Below are 23,801 nucleotides of genomic sequence, written 5' to 3'. Positions count from 1 at the left end.
TGGTGCCGGGCTGGCGCTCGGCACCAGCGGTATTGCTAGTGGTTGATGATTATCGCATCGGGACGATCCGGGGCCAGCCGGTAGGGTTCGTCGTCGGCCAGGAAGTCGCGTTCCTCGCGTGCGCCGGCAATCCATTCCTGCATTGCCGGCAGCGCCAGCATGAAGTCGGCATAGGCCTTGGCGTCCTCGGCTTCGTCGGGCAGGTGGATGCCGTAGGTGGCAAAGCGGCTCACCACCGGCGCGAAGAACGCGTCGGCCACGGTGAACTCGCCGAACAGGAACGGCCCGTTCGCGCCGTGCTGCTGGCGCAGCCCTTCCCAGATCGCGGCGATGCGCTCCACGTCGCGCTGCACGGCCACGTTCCAGCCGCGTCCGGGCAGCACCGCGGTCACGTTCATCGGCAACTGGTTGCGCAGGTTGCCGAAGCCCGAATGCATCTCGGCGCAGACGGCGCGCGCCACCGCGCGCTGGGCACGGTCGGCCGGCCACAGGTGCTTTTCCGGGAAGCGCTCGGCCAGGTATTCGGAGATCGCCAGCGAATCCCACACCGTGACCTCGCCATCGACCAGCGCCGGCACCTTGCCCGCGGGCGAGTAGCGCGCGATCTCGGCAGCGAAGCTGCCGGTGAACAGGCGCACCTGCACTTCTTCGAAATCAATGCCGGCCTGGCGCAGCAACAGCCACGGGCGCAGCGACCAGGAGGAATAGTTCTTGTTGCCGATGACGAGCTTCATCGTGGGTCCTTGGGGGAGGAAACGGAGGGAGACGGCGCAGGCGCGGCGCCTGCCGCCTGCAGGACGGCGTGGCGGCCGCGCGCCGGACTGGTCATTCTGCCAGCGCGGCCGTCCGCGTCAAAGTGAATTGCGCTAGCAACCGATATGAAATCCGGTCACATAGGGCGCACCGGCCGCCGGGCCCGTCAGCGGTGCACGCTCGCGCGCATATGGGTCAGCGTGGTATCGCGGTTGCGCCCGGCCAGCGCGTCGGTCATGATCGACTCCAGGCTGGCCGGATGCAGGTTCAGTTCGGGTGCGACCGGGTGTTCCAGCACATTGTCGAGCTGCATCGAGTCGAGGTTGTCACGCGACAGCAGCGGTTCGCCCGGCATATGCTCCATGATGCTGGCCTGCACCCGTGCCAGCGCATCGGGCAGCGCGATCACCGGGCGCGGATGCCCGGACGCGCGGCCGGCAAAGCGCACCAGCTCTTCCAGCGTATAGACCTGCGGTCCGCCCAGCTCATAGCCGTGGCCGATCGTGGCCGGGTTCACCATGGCATTCAGGTAGGCCTGCACCACATCCTGCACGAATACCGGCTGGAAGCGTGCATGCGCGCACGCCAGCGGCACCACCGGGGCCATCTGTTGCATGTGGGCGAACAGGTTCAGGAAATGGTCGTCGGGGCCGAACACCACCGAGGGCCGGAAGATGGTCCAGTCTAGCCCGCTGGCGCGCACCACGCGCTCGCCGTCGCCCTTGCTGCGCAGGTACATCGACGGCCCGTTGCTGTCCGCGCCCAGCGCGCTCATATGCAACAGCCGGCGCACGCCGGTGGACAGGCACGACGCCGCGATCTGCCGCACCATCTCCACATGCGCGCTGGCAAAGGCTTCGCCGTAGGGGTCGGCGCGCTCGCCGTGCAGCACGCCCACCAGGTTGACGACGATGCCATCCACGCCCAGCGAGCCGATGGCGTCGTCCAGCGCGGCATTGTCGGCCAGGCCCAGCTCCACCACTTCCACGCGCGGCAACAGCAGCAGGTGCTGCGCGTGCTCGATATTGCGCGTGCCGACTACGATGCGGTCCGGGGCGATGGGGGAATCGGGGTTGGCGCCGGGCTCCAGCGGCGCGCCCGAGGCCGAGGCAGCCCCGGCCAGGCGCGAGACGAGGTGGCTGCCGATAAAGCCGGCACCACCGATGACGAGGACGTTGCTGGTCTGCATGATGCCTCCGTGCCAAGAAAACTGCACGCCGCGGCACCCTGCGCCAGCCCGGGCCCGCCGGATCGTCCCGGCAGGGCCCGTCCTGCCCGCCCCCGCAGGGGCAACTTCAGGGCAGGCTGGTAGTGGTCACCGCCGACGGCGCGACCATGCCCAGGCGCGATTTCAGCGACTGCGGCCGGCCACTCATCAATGCAGCATAGTACGTGGCGTTGGAAAGCACATTCTTCACATAGCCGCGCGTTTCATTGAACGGAATGGTCTCTGCAAAGATCGCGCCTTCCACCGGCCGCGCCAGCGTGCTGCGCCAGGCCTTGGGCCGGCCCGGGCCGGCGTTGTATGCAGCCGAAGCCAGCGTCCACGAGCTGTCCAGGTCTGTCAGCACCATGTTCAGGTAGTTGGTGCCGAGCAGGATGTTGATATTGGGATCGGCCATCATCGACGGCGAAAAGTCGGCCATGCCGATCTTGCGCGCGACGTACTTGGCCGTGGCCGGCATCACCTGCATCAGGCCATGTGCGCCCGCCGACGAGCGCGCGTTCATGAGGAAGCGCGATTCCTGGCGGATCAGGCCGTAGACCCACGCCATGTCCAGGCCGACATCGTCGGTGGCACGCTGCATGATGTCGCGGTACGGCATCAGGAAACGCAGCGTGAAGTCATGTTCGTTGCGGGTGCGGTCGGCGGAGTTGACGGTGCGGTCCAGCAGTTCCAGGCGGCGCGCATATTCGGCCGCGGCCAGCAGCTCGCGGTCGCTCATATTGCGCAGTTCCCAGTTCCACTCGCGGTTGCCTTCGAAGCGCAGGTTCATGGCATAGAATTTCTGCGCCCGCTGAAAACCGGCGCGCGTGCGCATGGCCATGGCCTCGGCGTCGCTGACGGCGGTGCGCGCTGGCAGCGTGATGCGGTTGCCCAGCTCTTCGCTGGCCAGCTGGCCGTAGAAGTTGAACTGGCCGGCGATCTGCTGGAAGTTCTGCTGGGCCTCGGTGTCGCGGCCGTCGGCCTTGAGCGCGCGGCCATACCAGTAGATCCAGGCCGGATCCTTGGCGCGCAGTTCGGGGCGCATCAGCTCCACCGCCTGGCGCACCTGCTTCCAGTCGCCCTGGCGCAGCGCGGCGCGCACGCGCCATTCCTGCGTGTCGTCGGAGAGCCATTGGTTGCCGCCCAGGTCCATCTGGCGGCGGTAGTAGCCGGCCGCATCGGGCAGCAGCTTCTTGGCCGCGAACTGGCCGATCACGCCCCAGGCCGCACCCTGCTCGTCGCGCGACAGCGCACCCTGGACCGTGCCGAGGTAGGCGGCGGCCTGCGACGGGTCGTTGCGCGCCATCTTGACGACGGTGGCCAGCGTATCGCCATCCGCACGCGCGTCGGGCACCAGCGCGGCGATCTTGCCGGCCAGCGTGACAAAGTTCTGTTCCAGCGCCAGCCGCGCCTGGTAGGCGACATCACTGCGCTGGATCTGCTGGCTTTGCGCCAGGTAGCCGATCAGGTCGACACAGCCTTCGCCGTAGTATTTGGGGTCGCTCAGCACATTGCGCGCATCGGCGGCCACGTTCTGGCCCTTGAGTGCACGCGACAGCAGCGCATAGCACTCGACCTGGGTATCGTCCTTGAGTGCGAACTGCGGATACTCGACATCGAAATTGGCCCAGTCGCGCTTCTTGCCCAGCACCAGCAGCCAGTCATTGCGCATGCGGTCGGCAATGGCGTCGCCCTTGTAGCGCTGCAGGAATGCGCGCACCTGATCGTCGGGCGCATCGATGCGCGCCAGGCCGCTGGCGTCGAACAGCTGCGGCTTGATGCGGAAGTACTCGACATAGGACGGGACCGGGTAGTCCACCAGCGTGGCCGAGATCGCGTAGGCGCGCTCTACGTCGTTCTTGCGCGCGGCTTCGCGCAGCGCGGTGAAGGCCTCGTCGGGATCGCTCGGGATCACCGCCGCCTGCGGGCGCGACACCGCCTGCGGGCGCTTCTGCGCATGGACGGGCGTGACAAGCAGTGCACATGCCAGCGCGATCCAGGCGGCCCGGCCGGCACGCTGCAGATATACTCCCTTCAGCATTCTTTGCTTCCTTGTCGATGACGGCGGCGCCGGCGCCTGCAACCTTGTGCCCAGCCGCGGCTCCGCCGTCCGTGTTTGGTTCGTACGAGGGGCATTATCCCACGCCATGTCATCCACTCCTGTCACGACCGCACCCAACCCTGCCGCCGACGACCGTCGTGCACTGCGCACGCAGTTGCTGGCGCAACGCGCCGCCCTGCCCGCACGCGCCGAAGCCGACGCACGCATCGCCGCCGCGCTGTCCGGATTGCTGGCCGGCCTGGCCGTGCGCTGCCTGGGTTTCTACTGGCCGATCCAGCAGGAGTTCGATGCGCGCGACGCGGTCGGCCGCTGGCTCGCCGCCATGCCTGGCCGCAGCGCCGCGCTGCCGTCGGTCAGCCGCCCGGGCGCGCCGCTGGATTTCCACCTGTGGACACCGGACACGCCCATGGCCACCGGCCACTACGGCATCCCGGTGCCGGACGGCACCGAGGCCGTGACGCCCGATGCGCTGCTCATACCCTGTGTCGGTTTCAGCCCGGACAAGTTCCGCCTGGGCTACGGCGGTGGCTTCTACGACCGCACGCTGGCGGCCATGGCGCAGCGGCCAGTAGCGATCGGCATTGGCTACGAAAGCTGCCGGCTACCGTTGCAGGCGCAGCCGCATGACATTGCCATGGACTGGATCGTTACGGAATCCGGCCAGTTCTAGTGTCCTGTTCCGCAGATAGCTTTGCCAAAATGAAATCGTCCAGTTGGTCGTCAGGCTAGGCGCGAGGAGGCGCCATAGCCGTAGCTATGGCAACGACGAGCAACGACGCTTGGCGGCCAACTGGGCGATTCCATGGCAAGGTATTTGCGGAACAGGACACTAACCCGGCCCGGCCTCGGCGCCCCGCACCAGCTCATCCACCAGCGCACGCATGCAGCGCCAGTGCGAGCCCTCCCAGAACACGCGCCGGCACTGGTCGCAGGTAACAAAGCTGCGATGGCGCTCGAGCACCCCCTCCGGCACGCGCCCGGCCGCGCCGGCCGCATCCAGCGCGCGCAGCGGCGCGTTGCAGTCCAGGCACAGCGAGAACGGCCGTGCGCTGCGCGCCAGGTCCAGCCGCGCAAAGATCTCCCGCACCTGCAGTTGCGACTTGATCGCGCGCACATAGCAGCCGTGGGTGATGCCGCGGCGCTTGAGCAGCTCGCGGTCGCGCGTCAGCACCACGCGGCCCTGGTCGACGGCGATGCGCTCGATCTCGCTGTCTTCGAAATGGTTGTCATAGAGGGTGTCGAAGCCGGTCATGCGCAGCAGGTGCGCCAGGCCGCCCAGGTGCGCGTCGGCGACAAAGCGCATCACCCGCAGCGGCTGCTCGCGTACCCGCAGCAGCGGGGACACGTCGAGCCGTTCGAACTTGGGATAGACCGAGACCCGGTCGCCATCGCGCAGCTGCCGCTCGAAGCCGGACGATTCGCCATTGACCAGGATCAGCTCGACTTCGGTATGCGGCACGCCCAGCGCCTCGATCATGTGCTTGACCGTGGCGGCGCGCGCGCAGGCGCAGGACAGGTCACGCCGGCGCTGGTCCGGCGCGAGGAAGTCGTTCAGTTCCTCGTAGAAGCGGAAGGTGGCGGTGACCATGGTGCCGAGTATGGCACTGTCGGCAGATCGGCGCGATAGCGGCACCTTGCCTCAGCCCGCATTCCCCAGCCGCAGCGCCGCCTCTACCGCCAGCTTCGCCCAGGGTGTCATCGCGCCGGGCGACTCCAGCGCCGCCGGCGGCAGGCTCAGGTAGTGGCGCATGGTGACCTCGCGCTTTGCCGACTGGTAGCGGAAGGGCTCGCTGCCCTCGGCCTCGAACTTGCCGCGCGTGGCGTCATCGGCCTTCAGGTAGCAGGTGCCGCCCGACACCAGCGCAAACATCAGCCCGTCATAGAACAGGCCATGGCCGCCGAACATGCGCCTGGCGCTGACAGGGCCGATGCGCGCCGCCAGCGGCCCCATCAGCTCGAGCAGATGTTCGATGAAGGGATCGGGGCGGCGCGTGGCCATGGCGGGCGTTACAGCTTCAGGCGCTGCCAGATCGCCTTGGTGGCGCCGGCGGCATTGAGCGTGTAGAAGTGCAGACCCGGCACGCCCGCGGCGAGCAGGCGCTCGCACAGCGCGGTGACCACGTCCAGGCCGAAGGCGCGGATCGATTCGCGGTCGTCGCCGAAGCTCTCCAGCCGCTTGGCCACCCAGCGCGGCACTTCGGCGCCGCACATCTCGGAGAAGCGCATCAGCTGCGAGTAATTGGTGATCGGCATGATGCCCGGCACGATCGGCACCTCCACGCCCTGCGCACGCACATCGTCGACAAAGCGGAAGTAGGCGTCGGCGTTGTAGAAGTACTGCGTAATGGCGGAGTCGGCGCCGGCCTTGACCTTGCGCACGAAGTTGTCCAGGTCGTGGCGCGGCGACTTGGCCTGCGGGTGGTACTCGGGGTAGGCGGCGACTTCGATGTTGAACCAGTCGCCGGTCTCGGCACGGATGAACTCGACCAGTTCGTTGGCGTAGCGGAACTCGCCGATCTCGCCCATGCCCGAGGGCATGTCGCCGCGCAGCGCGACGATATGGCGGATGCCGCCGTCGCGGTACTGCTGCAGGACGGCGCGGATGCTCTCGCGCGACGAGCCCACGCACGACAGGTGCGGCGCGGCCTCGATGCCTTCGCGCTGGATTTCCAGGACCGCGTCCAGCGTGCCCTGCTGCGTGGTGCCGCCGGCGCCGAACGTCACCGAGATGTACTTGGGCTTGAGCGGGGCCAGCTGCGCACGCGTGTTGCGCAGTTTCTCGGTGCCCTCCGCCGTCTTGGGCGGGAAGAATTCAAAGCTGAAGTAGCGGTCTTGCATGATGGTGGCGCGCCGCGTTGGCGCGGCGCGCGGTATGGGATTCGTGACAGTGCAGGCCGCGTCAGGCGGTGCGTTCGCCCAGCAGCAGGCTGGCCAGCAGCCACGAGATCACGCTGTACAGGATGGAGCCCAGCAGGGCCGCCCAGAAGCCGCCGACGGTAAAGCCCGACAGCAGGTTGCCGACAAACAGGAACAGCAGCGCGTTGATGACGAAGATAAACAGCCCCAGCGTCAGCAGCGTGACCGGCAGCGTCAGGATCACCAGGATCGGACGGATCAGCGTATTGACCAGGCCCAGCACCAGCGCCGCCAGCATCGCCGAGCCGAAGCTCTTGATGTGGATCGACGAGATGAGGTACGGCAACACGAACAGCGCAACGGCGTTGATGACCCAGACGACCAGTAGTCTCATGACGGCTCCTTGAATGTGGTTTCTCCCCCTCTCCCGCAAGCGGGAGGGGGGCCCTGCCTTACCTGCGCGGATCAGTAGCGGTAGTGGTCGGCCTTGTACGGACCTTCCTTCTTCACGCCGATATACGCGGCCTGCTGTTCGGTCAGTTCGGTCAGCTGCGCGTTCAGCTTGCGCAGCTGCAGGCGCGCCACCTTCTCGTCCAGGTGCTTGGGCAGCGTGTAGACGCCGACCGGATACTTGCCGCTGTCGCGTTCCTGCCAGAGTTCGATCTGGGCGATGGTCTGGTTGGCGAACGAGCTGCTCATCACGTACGACGGGTGGCCGGTGGCGCAGCCCAGGTTCACCAGGCGGCCCTTGGCCAGGATGATGAGCTTCTTGCCGTCGGGGAACTTAACGTGATCGACCTGCGGCTTGATCTCATCCCATTCGTACTTCTCGATCGAGGCAATGTCGATCTCGTTGTCGAAGTGGCCGATATTGCAGACGATGGCCTGGTCCTTCATTTTGGCCATGTGGTCATGGGTGATGACATGGTAGTTACCGGTGCAGGTGACGAAGATATCGCCATGCTCCGCGGCGTAGTCCATGGTCACCACGCGGTAGCCTTCCATCGCGGCCTGCAGCGCGCAGATCGGGTCGATCTCGGTCACCCACACCTGCGCCGACAGCGCGCGCAGCGCCTGTGCGCTGCCTTTGCCCACGTCGCCGTAGCCGGCCACGATGGCCACCTTGCCGGCGATCATCACGTCGGTGGCGCGCTTGATGCCGTCCACCAGCGACTCACGGCAGCCGTACAGGTTGTCGAACTTGCTCTTGGTCACCGAGTCGTTGACGTTGATGGCCGGGAAGCGCAGTTCGCCCTTCTGGGCCATCTGGTACAGGCGGTGCACGCCGGTGGTGGTTTCCTCGGTCACGCCGCGGATGGCCTCCAGGTTGCGGCTGTACCAGCTCGGATCCTTGGCCAGCTTTTCCTTGATGGCGGCGAACAGGTAGGTTTCTTCCTCGCTGCCCGGCTTGGCGATGAGCGACGCGTCCTTCTCGGCGCGCGCACCCAGGTGCAGCAGCAGCGTGGCGTCGCCGCCGTCGTCCAGGATCATGTTGGGGGTGCCGCCGTCCGACCAGTCGAAGATGCGGTGCGTGAAGTCCCAGTATTCCTTCAGCGATTCGCCCTTGAAGGCGAACACGGGCGTGCCGCCGGCGGCAATCGCGGCAGCGGCGTGGTCCTGGGTCGAGTAGATGTTGCACGAGGCCCAGCGCACGTCGGCGCCCAGTGCCTTGAGCGTCTCGATCAGCACGGCGGTCTGGATCGTCATGTGCAGCGAGCCGGCGATGCGCGCGCCCTTGAGCGGCTGCGCGGCGGCAAATTCGTCGCGGATCGCCATCAGGCCGGGCATTTCGGTCTCGGCAATGGCGATTTCCTTGCGGCCCCAGCCGGCGAGGTTGATGTCGGCGACGAGGTAGTCTTGCTTCAGGTCGGTCACAGCGTTCATGTTTCACTCCCGGTGAAGAGTGGCGCGCAGGTGACGAGTACGGGGAATCTGGCAGCTATGGCATGGCGCAAGGGCACATGCGAAGCTCGCGGATAGGTCGACTCGCCTCCGTGCGGACCACGGATCAGCGAGCGCCGTTGAAGACAGTCCGAGCCTGGCGGATGACATGGGGCGGCTGTGCCGCCGGCCGTGCGATGTGCTTCGCAGGCCTCCATCCGTTGCAACGCTCCTCGGAGTGGCGGTATTGTAGCGTGCCCGGGCGCCTTGCGCACCGGCTCCCTCCGATTCCTGCACAGATGATCCCAACGCCACCCCGCACCCTGACCATCGCCGGTTCCGACTCCGGCGGCGGCGCCGGCATCCAGGCCGACCTGAAGACCTTTTCCGCGCTGGGCTGCTTCGGCATGAGCGCCATCACCGCGATCACCGCGCAGAACACGCTGGGCGTGACCGGCGTGCACGCCATTCCCGCCGACATGGTGGCCGCGCAGATCGATGCCGTGGCCAGCGATATCGGCGTGGACGCGGCCAAGACCGGCATGCTGGGCACCGCCGCCATCGTCGAGGCCGTTGCCGCGGCAGCGGACCGGCACGGCATCCGTAAGCTGGTGGTGGACCCGGTGATGATCTCGACCTCGGGCGCGACGCTGTCCGATGACGCCACCACGCAGGCCATGGTGCGGCTACTGTTCCCGCGCGCGCTGCTGGTCACGCCCAACCTGCCCGAGGCTTCGTACCTGCTGGGCCGCAGGATCGCGCGCCGCGCCGAGATGGAACAGGCTGCCGCCGACCTGATCGCGATGGGCTGCCCTGCCGTGCTGCTCAAGGGCGGCCACCTCGAAGACGGCGCCGCCGCCGGCGGCCTGGATGACCTGCTGATGCTGGCCGACGGCAGCGTGCGCGTGTTCACGCATCCGCGTGTCGATACCCGCAACCTGCACGGCACCGGCTGCACGCTGGCTGCCGCGATTGCCGCGCAGCTGGCGCGCGGCGATGCGCTGGAGGCGGCAGTGGGCACGGCGCTGGACTATGTGGCGCAGGCCATCGCCGCGGGCGCGGGGCTGCGGCTGGGCGCCGGCAACGGGCCGCTGAACCATTTGTTCGCGCCGCGCGCGCTGGGTTGACAGACATGACGATGCTGGCCGATATCGACCTGCGCAGCGACCCCGAAGCCGCGTTCTACCTCAAGCATGAAATCGTCGACGTGCTGTTCGCCACCGAACCCGGCGAGCTGATCAGCCGCGAGGGACCCAACCGCTACCAACCCGGCGATGCGCTGATCACCAGCCGCGGCGGCGACCGCTGGTGCGTCTCCCGCGACCGCTTCGACCCCAAGTACGAGGCCGTGCCGCCGCTCGCGCACGGCCAGGACGGCGCCTACCGCAACAAGCCGATCCCGGTACTGGCGCGCGAGATGCACGAGGCCTTCAGCATCGCGCGCAGCGCCGGCGGCGACGTGCTGCACGGCAAGCCGGGCGACTGGCTGATGCAATACGCGCCCGGCGACTATGGCATCACCGAGCGCGCACGTTTCGAACAGGTGTACCGGCCGCTGCAGGACTGAGCGGCCAGGCCGACGCCGGGGTCAGTTGCCGCCGGCGGACAGCGGCACCAGCTTGAATGCGGCCCGCGCCACGCACACCACGGTGCCGGCAGCATCCTTGACCTCGCCCTCGCAGAATGCAATGCGCGCGCCGCGGCGCAGGCAGCGCGCCTCCAGCGTCAGCTCGCCGCGCGCTGCCGCCAGGAAATGCGTGGACATATCGATCGTGATCACGCCGGTTTCCAGCGGCGCATGCGAGCGCGCGGCGCCGCTCAGGGTGAAGTCCAGCGTCGCCATCAGCGTGCCGCCATGCACATCGCCGCGGCTGTTGACCAGCGACGGGTGCGCCGGCAACCGCGTGCGGCACAGGCCCTCCTCGATCTGCACCGGCTGCAGGCCGAAATAGCGCATCAGCGGCACGTCGATGCCGAAGTAGGGCTTTTCGGGCGTGCCGGGGGCGACGGGGACGATTTCGGGGGCGGTCTGGGAGGACATGGTAGGGATGGCGGGGGATGGTTGGCGGGGAATGCTGCCCGCCATCATAGCGGCGGGCTGCCGCTCGGTTTTGGCGGCTGGGCGAATGTCGCACAAATCTTGGCGCTAGCGATACACGTCCCTGCGGTTCCCAAGACGCAGCACCACAACAGTGATGCGCGCGTCCTCGATCTGGCAAATCAAACGCCAGTCGCCGACCCGGTATTTCCAGTATTCGCCAAGCTCACTCCCCTTCAGGGCTTCGCCAAGCGAGCGGGGGTCGTCGGATGCCGCGACTTGCTCGCGCAAGAACGTGACAATACGCCTGGCGACCGGCCGATCCAGCTTGGCAAGTTGTTTCTCTGCCGTTTGCGTGACTTCAATCCGCCAGGCCAAGCCGCGCCTCCAGCTCATCCAGCGTTACCGTGGATTCTTCGCCGGCGCGAACACGTGCGGCAATCTTGTCTGCCAGATACAGGTCCTCAAGATCATCAAGGTGCTGCATGATGGCCTCACGCGCATAAAACGTCTTGGTGCGGCCGGTGCGTTTGGCAAGGGCTTCCAGGCGGTCTTCGATGTCCTCTGGTAGTCGGATGGCGAGCATGGCAGCCTCCAAAGTGATTGCTATACAAGTATAGCAACGATGGGTCCTGGCGTCAGAATATCTGCCGCATCGCCACGCGTTGCCGCAATCCCGCCGCCTGTTGCGCCGCCAGTGCATCCGCCAGGAGGGGACAAAGCTCGTCATCGCGCAACTGGCGAAACCCCAGGGATGCATAGAACGGCGCATTCCACGGCAAATGCGCAAACGTGGTCAGGTTCAGCGACCGCAATCCGTCCGCCCGCGCCCAGCCCTGCACCGCCCCAACCAGCGAGCGCCCGATGCCGCGACGCCCGTGGTCCGGGTGTACATCCATTTCATCGAGGTAACCGCATTCGCCTTTGCGGCTGGCCAGCGCAAAGCCGGCCAGTTCGCCGCCGCGCTCGGCCACCCACAGGCGCCGCTCGCGCTGCGCGGCGGCCAGTGCCGATTCCGGCGTACTGACCAGGCGCAGTAGCGCGGGCAGGTCGGCGTCAGGAAACAGCGCCGCCGCTGCCAGCTCAATTTCGGGCAGGCGCGCCAGGTCGTCCGCCACCGCCAGGCGGACGCGGTGCGCGGCGGCGGTTGGCGCCATGGCGAGAGCCGCGTTCAGGCGGCCGGGAACAGGCTGACCAGGTGGGCCACCGCGGCCGGCACGTCATCAGCCTCGGTCACCGCGCGCACCACGGCGGCACTGCCGGCGCCGACGGCCAGCACCTCGCGCATATTGGCCACGTTGACGCCGCCGATGCCCACCAGCGACGGGATCACCGGCTGCATCAGCTTCACATAGGCGCGGAAGCGGCCCATGCCCTGCGGCTGGGTCGGCATCACCTTGGTCGTGGTGGGGAAGATCGCGCCGAGCGCCAGGTAGCTGGGGCGGATCGCGGCCACGCGCAGCATCTCGGCATAGCCATGGGTGGAGACACCCAGGCGCAGACCCGAAGCGCGGATCGCATCGAGGTCGGCATCGTCCAGGTCTTCCTGGCCCAGGTGGATGCCGTAGATGCCGCTGTGCTCGCCACCGTTGGCGGCGCGGTAGTCGATCGCGGCCTGCCAGTGGTCGTTGACGAACAGGCGCGAAGACGAGCCCTGCATGGCCTTCGCCGCGCGTGCGATCTCGGCGCGCACCGCGGCCGGGTCGTCGGACTTGAAGCGCAGCTGCACCGTCGGCACGTTCAGCGGCGCCAGGCGCTCGATCCATTCGGCGCTTGGCACCACCACGTACAGGCCCAGCGCGGGGCACGGCGCGAACGGCGCCGCGGCCTGCTCGGGGGCCGCCAGGGCGGCGTGCCGCACGTGCGGGAAGCGGGCAAAGTCAGACGGCCAGTCGGCCGAGCCCGGCTCCCAGGCACGTGCCAGGCACAGCGCGTCGTGCGCGGGGAAATGCAGCGACAGACTGGCCAGCAGCACCGCAACGAAGGCGGGCGAATGCGGCTGGTCGGTGTCGGCGGCAACGGAGAAGACCCACGTGCCAATCGGCGAGCGCACGGTGTCGATCCACTGGCCACCCTCGCGGTCGGTCTCGATCAGCGTGGCGCCCGCGGCGGCGAGGCGCGCGATCGTGCCTGCGTCGGCTTCGCCGTCGAACAGCAGCACGTCGTGGGCGCCGGGTTGCGCGGGTGCGTCGGCCAGGCGCCAGGCCTGCCACGGCTTGTCATCGACGCCGAAGGTCTCGCCATAGTGTTCCAGCACCGCCTGGCGCAGCGGGCCGTCGCTGGCGGCATGCACGGCGCGGCGGGTCATGCGCGCTGCTCCGTGCTGTCGGCGTGCCAAAACGGCATGCCGACGACAGGGGTGCTGGCCTGCGCCACCTCGCGCTCGGGCATCGGCCCGGCCAGGTAGGCGGTGCGGCCGGCCTCAACGGCCTGCGCAAAGGCGCGCGCCATATTGACCGGGTAGGCAGCCTGCGCCACCGCGGTATTGAGCAGCACGCCGTCGTAGCCCCACTCCAGCACCTGCGCCGCGTGCGACGGCAGGCCCAGGCCGGCATCGACGATCAGCGGCGTGTCGGGCAGGCGCTCGCGCAGCACGCGCATCGCGTGCGGGTTGACCGCGCCGCGGCCGGTGCCGATCGGCGCGGCCCATGGCATCAGCGCCTGGCAGCCCACGTCGAGCAAGCGGCGGCACAGCACCAGGTCCTCGGTGCAGTACGGCAGCACCTTGAAGCCTTCCTTGATCAGGGTCTCGGCCACGGCCGGCAGGTTCAGCGTATCGGGCTGCAGCGTGTAGTCGTCGCCGATCAGCTCCAGCTTGATCCACGGCGTTTCGAAAACCTCGCGCGCCATCATCGCGGTGGTGATCACTTCCTGCGCGGTGAAGCAGCCGGCGGTATTGGGCAGCACCGGCACGTCCAGCGCCTTGAGCATCTGCCAGAAGGCCTGGCCGCCCTCGCCGGCGCCGACCGCGCCCTGGCGGCGCAGGGCAACGGTGATCATGGCGGGCCTGGAGGCCTGCACGGCGGCCTCCAGCGTGGCCGGCGACGGGTAGCGCGCGGTGCCCAGCAGCAGGCGCGAGCCAAACGACTCGCCATACAGCACGAACGGGTCGCGCAAGGTTTCGGAAGGTTCGAAAGTCATGGGTCAGCCTCCCGTCACGGGTTGCACGAGGTCGATGCGGTCGCCGGCCGCGAGAAGGGTGTTGGCGTGGGCGCCGCGCGGCACGAACTGGCCGTTGACCGCCGCGGCAAAGGGGGGCGCGATCTGCGCCGCGCTCACCGCGTCCGCCAGCGTGGCGGAATCGGCAAGGGCGAGCGGTCGGCCGTTGAGCAGGATTTCCATGTCAGTCATGCGTTAGTGCAGCAGTCCGCCAGGTGCGGCCATGGTAGTGGCGGCGGGCGCTTCGGTCACGGCTTCGATCATGCCAGGCCAGCGCAGCGCGGCCGGCACCGCATGGGCCGCGGGATCGCCCTTGAGCAGCGCGCCCACCACCGCGCACGCAGCCTCGGTCACCGCCGGCGCAATCAGAAAGCCATGCCGGTACAACCCGTTGACGCGCACCACGCGCGCGCGCTGGTCCACGCGGATCGCCGGCAGGTGGTCGGGCCGCGTCGGGCGCCGCTGCACGTTCAGCTCCAGCACGCGCGCTTCGCCGAAGGCGGGGTGCAGCGAATGCGCCGCCGACAGCAGCTCCAGCGCGGAACGCACGCTCATGGGCGAATCATCCTCGCTTTCCAGCTCGGTGGCACCGATCACGTACAGGTCGTTGGGCTTGGGCGCGATATAGATCGGGTAGCGCGGATGCAGCAGCCGTACCGGCCGGTGCAGCCTGACGTCGGGCGCATGCACGCGCACCACTTCGCCGCGCAGGCCGCGCAGCCCCGGCTGGGTACCGCCGGGTTGCGCCGGCCACGACGCGCGCGCGCCCAGGCCGCGGCAATCCAGCACCACGTCGGCACGGATACCAAGTTTGGGCAGCGATTCGGCATCGACCTCGCCGGCCTCCCAGAGGCAATGCACGCCTTCGCTGACCGCGCACGACAACAGCGCGCGCAGCGCGCCACGGTTGTCGAGCTGGCCTTCGCCGGCCAGCAGCAGGCCCTGCGGGAAGCGGCCCGCCAGCGCGGGCTCGACTTCGCCCACGCCCTTGCCATCCAGCGCGCGCAGCCGCTGCGACACCAGTTCGGGCGGCGCCACCGCGCGCACGCGGCTGGTGAACAGCGACATCTCGGCGCGGTCGCGCGCATGCCAGACCACCAGCGTGCCGTCCTCCTGGAAAAAGACCGGCTCAGGCAATTCGGCCAGCCACGCGCGCCACAGGTCGACGCTGGCGATGCCCAGGTCGACGATGCGGCGCTCGGCAATGGCAGATTCCGCCAGCGGCGCCAGCATGGCCGCGGCCACATAGGCGGCCGAGCCCGCGCCGTCCGGACCGGCCCGCTCCACCAGCGCCACGCGGGCGCCGCTGCGTACCAGTTGCCAGGCGGCCAGGCGGCCGGCAAGACCGGCCCCGAGGATGGCGACGTCAAACGACTGCACTGCTGTCATGAGGGGTGTAGTGCCGGACGCGCCATGCGGCCGCGTCCGGCCTCCTTGTTGTCGGTGCCGCCGCGCGGGGCGCTGCGCGGCGGCGGATCATGCGCGGGCATGGGTTGCGACGCCATGCCCGTACTACCTGTCACGGCATCACGAGTAAATCTTGCTGCCCTTCTTCAGGAACTCGATCGACTTTTCTTCCATGCCCTGCTTCGCTTCCTTGGGCAGCGACGCCGCGTAATCGCGCACTTCCTGCGTGATCTTCATCGAGCAGAACTTCGGCCCGCACATCGAGCAGAAGTGGGCGATCTTGGCGCCTTCGGCCGGCAGCGTGGCGTCGTGGTACGAACGCGCGCGTTCCGGATCCAGGCCCAGGTTGAACTGGTCTTCCCAGCGGAATTCGAAGCGTGCCTTGGACAGCGCGTTGTCGCGCAGCTGCGCGCCGGGCCAGCCCTTGGCAAGGTCCGCGGCGTGCGCGGCGATCTTGTAGGTGATGATGCCTTCGCGCACATCTTCCTTGTCCGGCAGGCCCAGGTGCTCCTTGGGCGTGACGTAGCACAGCATGGCGGTGCCCATCCAGCCGATGTTGGCCGCGCCGATGCCGCTGGTGATGTGGTCGTAGCCGGGGGCGATGTCCGTCACCAGCGGTCCGAGCGTGTAGAACGGCGCTTCATAGCAGTGCTTCAGCTCTTCATCCATATTGGCCTGGATGCGCTGCAGCGGCACGTGGCCCGGGCCTTCGATCATCACCTGCACATCGTGCTCCCACGCCTTGGCGGTGAGCTCGCCCAGCGTGCGCAGCTCGCCGAACTGGGCGTCGTCGTTGGAGTCAGCGATACAGCCCGGACGCAGGCCGTCGCCGAGGCTGAACGACACGTCATAGGCCTTCATGATTTCGCAGATCTCGTCGAAGTGCGTGTACAGGAAGTTTTCCTTGTGGTGCGCCAGGCACCACTTGGCCATAATCGAACCACCGCGCGAGACGATGCCCGTGACGCGGTCGGCGGTCAGCGGCACATAGCGCAGCAGCACGCCGGCGTGGATGGTGAAGTAGTCCACGCCCTGCTCGGCCTGCTCGATCAGCGTGTCGCGGAACATCTCCCAGGTCAGGTCCTCGGCGATGCCGCCGGTCTTGTCCAGCGCCTGGTAGATCGGCACCGTGCCGATGGGTACCGGCGAGTTGCGCAGGATCCATTCGCGGGTTTCATGGATGTGCTTGCCGGTGGACAGGTCCATGATGGTGTCGGCGCCCCAGCGGATCGACCACACCATCTTTTCCACTTCCTCGGCCAGCGACGAGGTCACCGCCGAGTTGCCCAGGTTGCCGTTGATCTTGACGCGGAAATTGCGCCCGATCGCCATCGGCTCCAGCTCGGTGTGATTGATGTTGGCGGGAATGATGGCGCGGCCCGAGGCGATTTCCTGGCGCACGAATTCCGGCGTGATGTCTTCCGGACGCAGCGGCAGGCCGGCGCCCAGCGCGTTGCCGGGGTGCTGGCGCAGCAGCGCCTTGTATTCGGGCTTGTCGTACAGCGCCTGCAGGTTCAGCGACTCGCGCAGCGCCACGTATTCCATTTCCGGCGTGATGATGCCCTTGCGCGCATAGTGCATCTGCGACACGTTGGCACCGGCCTTGGCGCGGCGCGGGTTGGTCAGCTGGGCAAAACGCAGGTGCGCGGTGGCGGGGTCGTTGGCGCGGTCGCGGCCGTATTCCGACGACAGGCCCTTGAGCACTTCGGTATCGCCGCGCTCATCGATCCACTTGGCGCGCAGCGCCGGCAGGCCGGCCTTCAGGTCGATATGCACGTCCGGGTCGCTGTACGGGCCCGAGGTGTCGTACACCGGGATCGGCGGATTGGACATCTCGCCCTTGTCGGTGCGCGTCGACGTTTGCAGGATGGTGCGCAGCGGTACGCGGATATCCGGGCGGCTGCCGGTCAGGTAGGTCTTGCTGGAAGCCGGATAGGCGAATTTCTGGTCGAGGTCGCTTTCGAGCGATTCGAAGGATGCAGCGGGGGCAGTACGGGCCATGGGTGTCGTCCTCTCTCTTGCGGGGGTGGACGAAACCAGGAGCCTTGTGAGCGCTGCCTGGGGCCTGAGGCCTGGGGCGGCGAGTCCCGGAGGGACTGGAGACTTGGTCTTGTGAAACTTCCCACGCCGGTACTAGCCGGATCGGGTTCGAAGGGACTCTCTCAGCCGCACGGCCCATCCGTACGGCACCCCTGTTTCATCCAACGGGGTGAATTTAAGCACAAGCCCCCGGCGGGCGCTAGTGCCAATTGACCTCCATTTGTGGTGCCACAGCTGTGCGCACAGGTATCAAATAACGCATGCTGCAGCGCACGAATCGCACGCAAGGGCATGGCAATGCACTCAAACGCGCGTCACGTGCTCTACCATGCAAGCAGGACGCGTCCACCTTCCATGCCGCCATGACTGAAGCTGCCACCCACCGCGTATTCAACCAGGTGCCCGATCTCGCGCACTACAACCTGTTTTCCACCGACCCGTCGCTGCGCGGCGCACTGGATCGGCTGGGAGGCGGCTGGCATGCCGCGGCGCTGGGCCAGTTCGGCGCGCGCCTGGGCGAGCCGGAAGTCCAGCAATGGGCAGCCGATGCCAACCGGCACACGCCCGAGCTGCACACGCACAGCCGCACCGGCGAGCGCATCGATGCCGTGGATTTCCACCCGAGCTGGCATGCGCTGCTGGGCTTGCTGCGCAGCCAGCAGCTGCAGGCCCTGCCCTTCGCCCAGCCGCGCGCGGGCGCATGGGTGGCGCGCACCGCCGGCTACTTCCTGCAGGCGCAGGTGGAATCCGGCTCACTGTGCCCGCCCACCATGACCTTCGCCAGCATCCCGGTGCTGCGCAAGGAAACCGCACTGTTTGCCGAACTGGAGCCGCGGCTATATGCGACCGAACACGATGCGCGCGACCTGCCGTGGCGCAGCAAGAGCGCAATCATGATCGGCATGGGCATGACCGAGAAGCAGGGCGGCTCGGACGTGCGCGCCAACACCACCGTGGCGCGCGCGGTGCGCGGCGAGGGCCGCGGCGCGGAATACGCGCTGACCGGGCACAAGTGGTTCTTCTCCGCGCCGATGTGCGATGCGCACCTGGTGGTCGCGCGCATGGGCGCCGAAGACGGCCCGTTGTCGTGCTTCTTCGTGCCGCGCTTTCGCGACGACGGCAGCAAGAACGCGGTGCTGATCCAGCGGCTCAAGGACAAGCTCGGCAACCGCTCCAATTCCAGCAGCGAGGTGGAATTCTGCGACGCCACCGGCATCCTGATCGGCGAGGAAGGCCGCGGCATCCCGACCATCATCGAGATGGCCACCAGCACGCGGCTCGACTGCGTGATCGGCAGCGCCGCGATCCTGCGCGCCGCCTTTGTGCAGGCGCTGCACCATGCGCGCCACCGCAGCGCCTTCGGGCGCCTGCTGGCCGACCAGCCGCTGATGCGCAATGTGCTGGCCGACCTGGCGCTGGAATCCGAAGCGGCCACCCTGCTGATGATGGAGCTGGGCCACGCCTTCGAGCACGCTGACGATGATCCGCTCGCGGCGGCATGGAAGCGCGTGGTCACCCCCGCGGCCAAGTTCTGGGTCTGCAAGCGCACGCTGGAAGCCACCGGCGAAGCCATGGAAGTCTGGGGCGGCAACGGCTACGTGGAAGAAGGCCCGATGGCGCGGCTGTACCGCGAGGCGCCGGTCAACTCGATCTGGGAAGGCTCGGGCAATATCATGTGCCTGGACGTGCTGCGCGCCATCCAGCGCAATCCCGACGATGCCGCACGCTTGCTGCAAGACCTGTCGCGCCGCGCCGGCGGCCATCCGGCGGTACGCGCAGAACTGGCATCGCTGCAGGCCATGCTGCACGAGAACCCCGAACTGCTGGAAGCCAATGCACGCCGCTTTGCGCAGGGGCTGGTGCTGACCGCACAGGCCGCGCTGATGCTGGCGCATGCCGATACCGAGAATGCGGAGCTGTTCGTCGCCAGCCGGCTGGGACGGCAGCACGGGCGCGTGTTCGGCACGCTGGATGCGGATGCCGACGTGCTCAAGCGGGTGTTCTCGCGCGGCTTCGAAGGCTGACGATTCAAGCCTCCATTGATTCCAGCACCCGCAGCATCACCCGCGGCGCATAGCGGATCAGGTCATGCGCGCGCTCGCCGATCATGATGGCTGGCGCATTGATGTTGCCGCCGACCAGGGTCGGCATCACCGACGCATCGACCACGCGCAAGCCCTCGACGCCGCGCACGCGCAATTGCGGGTCCACCACCGCCATCGCATCCATGCCCATGCGGCAGGTGCCGACGGGGTGATAGATGGTGTCGGCATGCTCGCGGATCATCTCGCGCACGGCAGCGTCGTCGCTGCCATCGGCTCGCAGGCCGGCGGAATAGAGTTCGCGTCCGCCAAAGCTGGCCAGCTGCGGCTGCGCAAAGATGCTGCGCACGATGCGCACGCCAGCCACCATGTCGTCCAGGTCGCGCGCATCGCTCAGGTATTGCGGGTCGATCAGCGGCGCGCGCCGGATATCGTGCGAGGCCAGCCGCACCTCGCCGCGGCTGCGCGGGCGCAGCACGCAGACATGGCAGGAATAGCCGTGGCCGAAGTTCAGCCGGCGCATGTGGTCATCCGCCATGCCGACCACGAAATGCAGCTGCAGGTCGGGCTCGGGCAGATCCGGGCGGCTGCGCAGGAAGCCGCCTGCCTCGGCGAAGTTGCTTGACATCATGCCGGTGCGCTCGCGCCGGTAGCGCAGCATTTCAGACACGAGCCGCGCCAGGCCGCCGAACGACACGCCGAACAATTCAGGCACGGCCACGCGCTTGTGCAGCACGATGTCGAGATGGTCCTGCAGGTTGGCGCCCACGCCAGGCAGGTCATGCACGACGGCGATGCCGTGCTCGCGCAAGTGCGCGGCGGGGCCGACGCCCGACACCATCAGCAGCTGCGGCGAGCCGAATGTGCCCGCGCACACGATCACGTCGCGGCGCGCGCGCAGCAGTTGCCGGCGGCCCTCGCGCACCACCTGCACCCCGGCCGCATGGCGGCCTTCGAAAACGATGCGCAGCGCCTGCGTATCGGTCAGCACCTGCAGGTGCGCGCGGCCGCCGTTGCAGGCCCGGTCGCGCTTGTTGCCACCGTGCAGGTAGGCACGCGCCGCGTTCCAGCGCTCGCCCGCGTGCTGCGTGACCTGGTACCAGCCCACGCCCTCCTGCTCTTCGCCGTTGAAATCGTCGTTGCGCGGGAAGCCCGCCTGCTGCGCGGCCTCGATGAAGCGTTCGGCAAAGGGGTTGGGAGTGCGCAGGTCGCTCACGTGCAACGGGCCGTTGCCGCCGTGCAGCGGGTCGTCGTCGCTGCCGGCCAGGCGTTCATTGCACTCGGCGCGACGGAAGTACGGCAGCACGTCGTCCCACGACCAGCCGTCGCAGCCGGCGGCGGCCCACGCGTCGTAGTCGGCGGCACGGCCACGCGTGTAGATCATGGCGTTGATCGAAGAACTGCCGCCCAGCCCGCGCCCGCGCGGCTGGTAGCCGCGGCGGCCGTTCAGGCCCGGCTGCGGCACGGTTTCATAGCCGTAGTTGCGTGCCCCCGCGCGCGGCAGCAGCGCGGCAAGCGCCGCGGGTGTGCGTATCAGCACATGGTGATCGTGGTGCCCGGCCTCGACCAGGGCAATGGTGTCGTCGCCGCTGTCGGCAAGCCGCCCCGCCAGCGCACAGCCCGCCGAGCCCGCGCCGACGATGACGTAGTCAAAGGTGGTTTCCATCTGTCTCCCCGCGAGTCCGCAGGCGGCGCGCGTGCGTGAGCCGGGCCGCGCCAGTGCGTGCGCGCCCTGTCCGTCCAGCGGATGGCAAGCTGTGAGATTCAGTGTAGGCGCTAGCCCGGACGGTGGAGAAGCCCGGTGGCGCGGGCCGCCGCGCTGCGCAGACGGGCGTTTGAATTGCCCTTCTGGTAGGAAACTTCCATTGCCATGGCTGGCACGCTACCTTATCGTGCGCGGGAACACGCGGACCGTTGCACCGCCACCCGCCGCGATCCGCTTCCACTGTCCCCGCACGTCACTTGCCCAGGAGCGCAGCAATGCGAGAAGTCCCCGACCTGTCGTCCGTCTTTGGCGCCATGCACGCTGCGTCACGGCGCGACCAGCTGCCCGCCTGGGCCGTGCGCGCCGACCGCCTGCAGCGCCTGCGCCGGCTGGTGACAGAGAACGAGGCTGCCATTGCCGCCGCCATCCACGCGGACTTCACCAACCGGCCGCGGCAGGAAACCGCGCTGCTGGAGGTATTCCCGAGCCTGGGCGGCATCGACGACGCGCTGCGCCACGGCAAGCGCTGGATGCGCGTGCGCCGCGCCGCCACCGGCTTCTGGTTCCGCCCGGGCCGCTCGCGGCTGGTGCCGCAGCCGCTGGGCGTGGTGGGCATCGTGGTGCCCTGGAACTATCCGCTGTACCTGACGGTGGGGCCGCTGGCCGGCGCACTGGCGGCGGGCAACCGCGCCATGGTGAAGCTGTCGGAATACACGCCGCGCTTTGCGGCCTTGTTCGCGCAACTGGTGCCGCAGCACTTTGCGCCGGACGAGATCGTGGTGGTCAACGGCGATGCCGAGGTGGCGAGCGCCTTTACCGCGCTGCCCTTCGACCACCTGCTGTTCACCGGCTCGACCGCGGTCGGCCACCATGTGATGCGCGCGGCGGCCGCCAACCTGACCCCGGTGACGCTGGAACTCGGCGGCAAATCGCCGGCGATTATCGGCGCCGGCGCCGACCTGCCACGTGCGGTGGAGCGCATCCTGGTGGGCAAGCTGATGAACGCGGGCCAGACCTGCATCGCGCCAGACTACGTGCTGGTGCCGGAAGACCTGCGCGGGCAGCTGGTAGAAGCGGCACGCCAGTGCGTGGGCCGGCTCTATCCGGACCTGGCGCGCAACGGGGACTACACCAGCATCATCAGCCCGCGCCACTTCGCGCGCCTGGCGGCGCTGGTGGATGAAGCCTCGGCGCAAGGCGCGACCGTGGTGCCGCTGTCCGATGCGCAGCCGGACGCGCAGGCGCGGCGCCTGCCGCCGGTGCTGCTGCTGGATGTGCCCGAAGGCATCACGGCGATGCGCGAGGAGATCTTCGGGCCGGTGCTGCCCGTGGTGACGTACCGCACCCTGGACGAGGCGGTGGACTACATCAATGCGCGCCCGCGACCGCTGGCGTTGTACCTGTTCGAGCGCGACCGCGGCGCCATCGGCCATGTGATGAAGCAGACCGTTGCCGGCGGCGTCACGGTCAACGACACGCTGTTCCATATCGCCCAGGACGGCCTGCCCTTCGGCGGGGTCGGCGCCAGCGGCATGGGCGCCTATCACGGCCAGGCGGGCTTCGACACCTTCTCCAAGGTGAAGCCGGTGTTCCACCAGGCCGGCCTGAACGGCGCCGGCCTGCTCAAGCCGCCTTACGGCAAGACCTTCGAAACCATGTTGCGCCTGCTTTTGCGTTGATCAGGACACCAGCATCGGCCGCCCGAGCATGCGCGACAGCACCGCCTCGGGCGAGTGGGTGTGGTCGGAAATCGCCTGCGGCGCCAGGTAGATGGTCTGCTCCATCATCGCCCGTCCGCGCATGGCCGCATGCAGCAGCTGGTCGCTGAAGACGATCCAGGTGGAACCCGGCGGGAAGTGGAATTCCTGCTGCGGCACCTTGGCCTGGTAATCCAGATCGGCCTTGGCCAGGTCATGCAGCTGCAGCATGCGGTGGTCGTATTCCGAGCGCTTGCGCTTGGTGATATGCAGCAGCTTCATCAGCGCCGCCTGCCCGGGCCACATGCCATGGGTCTTGGGCACGAACTTCTGCGCAAAATCGCCGAACGGCTCGCCCACGCGCCACACGCGCGCCGCAGCCGGGTCGATATTGTGGAACACTCGCAACAGGCGCTTGCCCAGCATCGGGTTGGACGGGAACGAGTCCACGTGCAGGCGGGTGTCGTCCTTGCGCCAGCTGACCGGGCGCCCGGCGATCTCGCTGGGCCGCAGCGAGGTGCCGGCGCGCGTCATGTGCGGGATGTATTCCGGGAACAGCGTGCGCACCAGCAATTCGCTGTTGTCGGCGTAGCGGCGGATCAGCGTGTACAGGTCCGCCAGGTCCTGCGGGCTGCCCTGGGCACCGCGCACTGCGGTGTCGTCGGCGCGCAGGTTGATGTTCTTGGACTTGCCGTCGGAATAGCGGCTGTCCAGGAAGCGCTCTTCGCCCGGCTGAAAACGGAAATTCAGGTTCGGGAAGTACAGCACGGCGCCCTGCTCCAGCTCGCGGCGCAGCGTGGCGCGTTCTTCGGCCGTGACCTGCGGCGCCCAGTCGGTATATGGCTGCGGGCGGATCAGGTTGAGCTGGCCGGCGGCGGCGGGCGGCGGGGTTGAAGTCGAGGGGGCAAGGATAGGCGCTTCGGACATGGCATCCTCTGGAAACGGTCACCAGTG

24 protein-coding genes and 2 riboswitches are annotated in these 23,801 nt (G+C 68.1%); of the genes, 5 read left to right on the top strand and 19 right to left on the bottom strand.

Features of this window, described 5'->3' with window-relative positions:
* Positions 1–35: 35 nt before the first annotated feature.
* The 3 genes from AC1Q7H_RS28780 to AC1Q7H_RS28770 form a co-directional block, all read right to left on the bottom strand.
* Entirely contained in the window at positions 36–734 is a 699-nt protein-coding gene (locus AC1Q7H_RS28780) for a glutathione S-transferase family protein (protein WP_013955332.1), read from the bottom strand.
* A 185-nt stretch (positions 735–919) separates the two neighbouring features.
* Complete coding sequence (locus AC1Q7H_RS28775) at positions 920–1,942, bottom strand: complex I NDUFA9 subunit family protein (protein WP_153954929.1); 1,023 nt, start codon at positions 1,940–1,942, stop codon at positions 920–922.
* A 106-nt stretch (positions 1,943–2,048) separates the two neighbouring features.
* Complete coding sequence (locus tag AC1Q7H_RS28770; protein ID WP_153954928.1) at positions 2,049–4,001, bottom strand: lytic transglycosylase domain-containing protein; 1,953 nt, start codon at positions 3,999–4,001, stop codon at positions 2,049–2,051.
* A gap of 106 nt (positions 4,002–4,107) precedes the next feature.
* Here AC1Q7H_RS28770 and AC1Q7H_RS28765 point away from each other — a divergent pair, with 106 nt between their 5' ends.
* Positions 4,108–4,692 (top strand): 5-formyltetrahydrofolate cyclo-ligase, encoded by a 585-nt coding sequence (locus AC1Q7H_RS28765; protein ID WP_013955329.1) that lies wholly within the window; start codon positions 4,108–4,110, stop codon positions 4,690–4,692.
* A gap of 159 nt (positions 4,693–4,851) precedes the next feature.
* On the opposite strand, the gene AC1Q7H_RS28760 is transcribed toward AC1Q7H_RS28765, so the two are convergent.
* The 5 genes from AC1Q7H_RS28760 to ahcY all read right to left on the bottom strand — a co-directional run bounded on the left by AC1Q7H_RS28760 (position 4,852) and on the right by ahcY (position 8,762).
* On the bottom strand, positions 4,852–5,610 hold the full coding sequence (locus AC1Q7H_RS28760) for a Mut7-C RNAse domain-containing protein (RefSeq protein ID WP_013955328.1): 759 nt from the start codon (positions 5,608–5,610) through the stop codon (positions 4,852–4,854).
* A 51-nt stretch (positions 5,611–5,661) separates the two neighbouring features.
* Positions 5,662–6,021, bottom strand: coding sequence for a TfoX/Sxy family protein (locus AC1Q7H_RS28755; protein WP_013955327.1), 360 nt, complete (start codon positions 6,019–6,021; stop codon positions 5,662–5,664).
* 8 nt (positions 6,022–6,029) lie between these two features.
* Complete coding sequence (gene metF, locus AC1Q7H_RS28750) at positions 6,030–6,860, bottom strand: methylenetetrahydrofolate reductase [NAD(P)H] (RefSeq protein WP_114131115.1); 831 nt, start codon at positions 6,858–6,860, stop codon at positions 6,030–6,032.
* A gap of 61 nt (positions 6,861–6,921) precedes the next feature.
* Positions 6,922–7,272 (bottom strand): phage holin family protein, encoded by a 351-nt coding sequence (locus AC1Q7H_RS28745; RefSeq protein ID WP_013955325.1) that lies wholly within the window; start codon positions 7,270–7,272, stop codon positions 6,922–6,924.
* A 71-nt stretch (positions 7,273–7,343) separates the two neighbouring features.
* Entirely contained in the window at positions 7,344–8,762 is a 1,419-nt protein-coding gene (ahcY, locus tag AC1Q7H_RS28740; RefSeq protein ID WP_010813332.1) for an adenosylhomocysteinase, read from the bottom strand.
* 122 nt (positions 8,763–8,884) lie between these two features.
* Positions 8,885–9,000, bottom strand: a riboswitch (S-adenosyl-L-homocysteine riboswitch).
* A gap of 58 nt (positions 9,001–9,058) precedes the next feature.
* Between ahcY and thiD the strand changes: the two genes are divergently transcribed.
* Together thiD and AC1Q7H_RS28730 are read left to right on the top strand one after the other, a co-directional pair.
* On the top strand, positions 9,059–9,886 hold the full coding sequence (thiD, locus tag AC1Q7H_RS28735; RefSeq protein WP_049800538.1) for a bifunctional hydroxymethylpyrimidine kinase/phosphomethylpyrimidine kinase: 828 nt from the start codon (positions 9,059–9,061) through the stop codon (positions 9,884–9,886).
* A 5-nt stretch (positions 9,887–9,891) separates the two neighbouring features.
* Positions 9,892–10,326 (top strand): PGDYG domain-containing protein, encoded by a 435-nt coding sequence (locus AC1Q7H_RS28730; RefSeq protein ID WP_013955323.1) that lies wholly within the window; start codon positions 9,892–9,894, stop codon positions 10,324–10,326.
* 21 nt (positions 10,327–10,347) lie between these two features.
* Here AC1Q7H_RS28730 and AC1Q7H_RS28725 read toward each other — a convergent pair whose 3' ends face one another.
* The 9 genes from AC1Q7H_RS28725 to thiC form a co-directional block, all read right to left on the bottom strand.
* Entirely contained in the window at positions 10,348–10,800 is a 453-nt protein-coding gene (locus AC1Q7H_RS28725) for a PaaI family thioesterase (RefSeq protein WP_013955322.1), read from the bottom strand.
* A 105-nt stretch (positions 10,801–10,905) separates the two neighbouring features.
* Positions 10,906–11,175, bottom strand: a complete 270-nt coding sequence (locus AC1Q7H_RS28720) for a type II toxin-antitoxin system RelE family toxin (RefSeq protein WP_013955321.1) — start codon at positions 11,173–11,175, stop codon at positions 10,906–10,908.
* A complete protein-coding gene (gene relB, locus AC1Q7H_RS28715) occupies positions 11,159–11,383 on the bottom strand; it encodes a type II toxin-antitoxin system RelB family antitoxin (protein WP_013955320.1) in 225 nt (74 codons plus the stop codon). Before relB ends, AC1Q7H_RS28720 begins: the two co-directional genes overlap by 17 nt.
* Before the next feature lie 52 nt (positions 11,384–11,435).
* Positions 11,436–11,954: a GNAT family N-acetyltransferase gene (locus AC1Q7H_RS28710; protein ID WP_492382029.1), complete on the bottom strand. Its 519-nt coding sequence runs from the start codon at positions 11,952–11,954 to the stop codon at positions 11,436–11,438.
* Positions 11,955–11,968: 14 nt separating this feature from the next.
* Positions 11,969–13,105: a thiamine phosphate synthase gene (locus AC1Q7H_RS28705; RefSeq protein ID WP_492382028.1), complete on the bottom strand. Its 1,137-nt coding sequence runs from the start codon at positions 13,103–13,105 to the stop codon at positions 11,969–11,971.
* Positions 13,102–13,938, bottom strand: coding sequence for a thiazole synthase (locus AC1Q7H_RS28700; protein ID WP_010813326.1), 837 nt, complete (start codon positions 13,936–13,938; stop codon positions 13,102–13,104). Before AC1Q7H_RS28700 ends, AC1Q7H_RS28705 begins: the two co-directional genes overlap by 4 nt.
* A gap of 3 nt (positions 13,939–13,941) precedes the next feature.
* Complete coding sequence (gene thiS / locus AC1Q7H_RS28695; RefSeq protein ID WP_041228272.1) at positions 13,942–14,139, bottom strand: sulfur carrier protein ThiS; 198 nt, start codon at positions 14,137–14,139, stop codon at positions 13,942–13,944.
* 12 nt (positions 14,140–14,151) lie between these two features.
* The gene (locus AC1Q7H_RS28690) at positions 14,152–15,345 is read right to left on the bottom strand and encodes an FAD-dependent oxidoreductase (protein WP_211980560.1); all 1,194 of its coding nucleotides are present in this window, start codon (positions 15,343–15,345) and stop codon (positions 14,152–14,154) included.
* Positions 15,346–15,483: 138 nt separating this feature from the next.
* Entirely contained in the window at positions 15,484–17,364 is a 1,881-nt protein-coding gene (gene thiC / locus AC1Q7H_RS28685; RefSeq protein ID WP_013955315.1) for a phosphomethylpyrimidine synthase ThiC, read from the bottom strand.
* A 101-nt stretch (positions 17,365–17,465) separates the two neighbouring features.
* Positions 17,466–17,567, bottom strand: a riboswitch (TPP riboswitch).
* 198 nt (positions 17,568–17,765) lie between these two features.
* On the opposite strand from thiC, the gene AC1Q7H_RS28680 reads away from it, so the two are divergent.
* A complete protein-coding gene (locus tag AC1Q7H_RS28680; RefSeq protein WP_492382027.1) occupies positions 17,766–19,427 on the top strand; it encodes an acyl-CoA dehydrogenase family protein in 1,662 nt (553 codons plus the stop codon).
* A gap of 4 nt (positions 19,428–19,431) precedes the next feature.
* Here AC1Q7H_RS28680 and AC1Q7H_RS28675 read toward each other — a convergent pair whose 3' ends face one another.
* On the bottom strand, positions 19,432–21,111 hold the full coding sequence (locus AC1Q7H_RS28675; RefSeq protein WP_492382026.1) for a GMC family oxidoreductase: 1,680 nt from the start codon (positions 21,109–21,111) through the stop codon (positions 19,432–19,434).
* Between the two features lie 314 nt (positions 21,112–21,425).
* Between AC1Q7H_RS28675 and AC1Q7H_RS28670 the strand changes: the two genes are divergently transcribed.
* Complete coding sequence (locus AC1Q7H_RS28670) at positions 21,426–22,829, top strand: coniferyl aldehyde dehydrogenase (RefSeq protein ID WP_153954918.1); 1,404 nt, start codon at positions 21,426–21,428, stop codon at positions 22,827–22,829.
* Here AC1Q7H_RS28670 and kdoO read toward each other — a convergent pair whose 3' ends face one another.
* Positions 22,830–23,774 (bottom strand): Kdo hydroxylase KdoO, encoded by a 945-nt coding sequence (gene kdoO, locus AC1Q7H_RS28665; protein ID WP_492382025.1) that lies wholly within the window; start codon positions 23,772–23,774, stop codon positions 22,830–22,832.
* Positions 23,775–23,801 lie beyond the last annotated feature (27 nt).

The sequence above is a fragment of the Cupriavidus sp. GW823-FHT06D04 genome (assembly GCF_058795055.1).
Note: the sequence above shows the minus strand (reverse complement) of the source record. Positions and strands in the feature narration are given on the sequence as shown.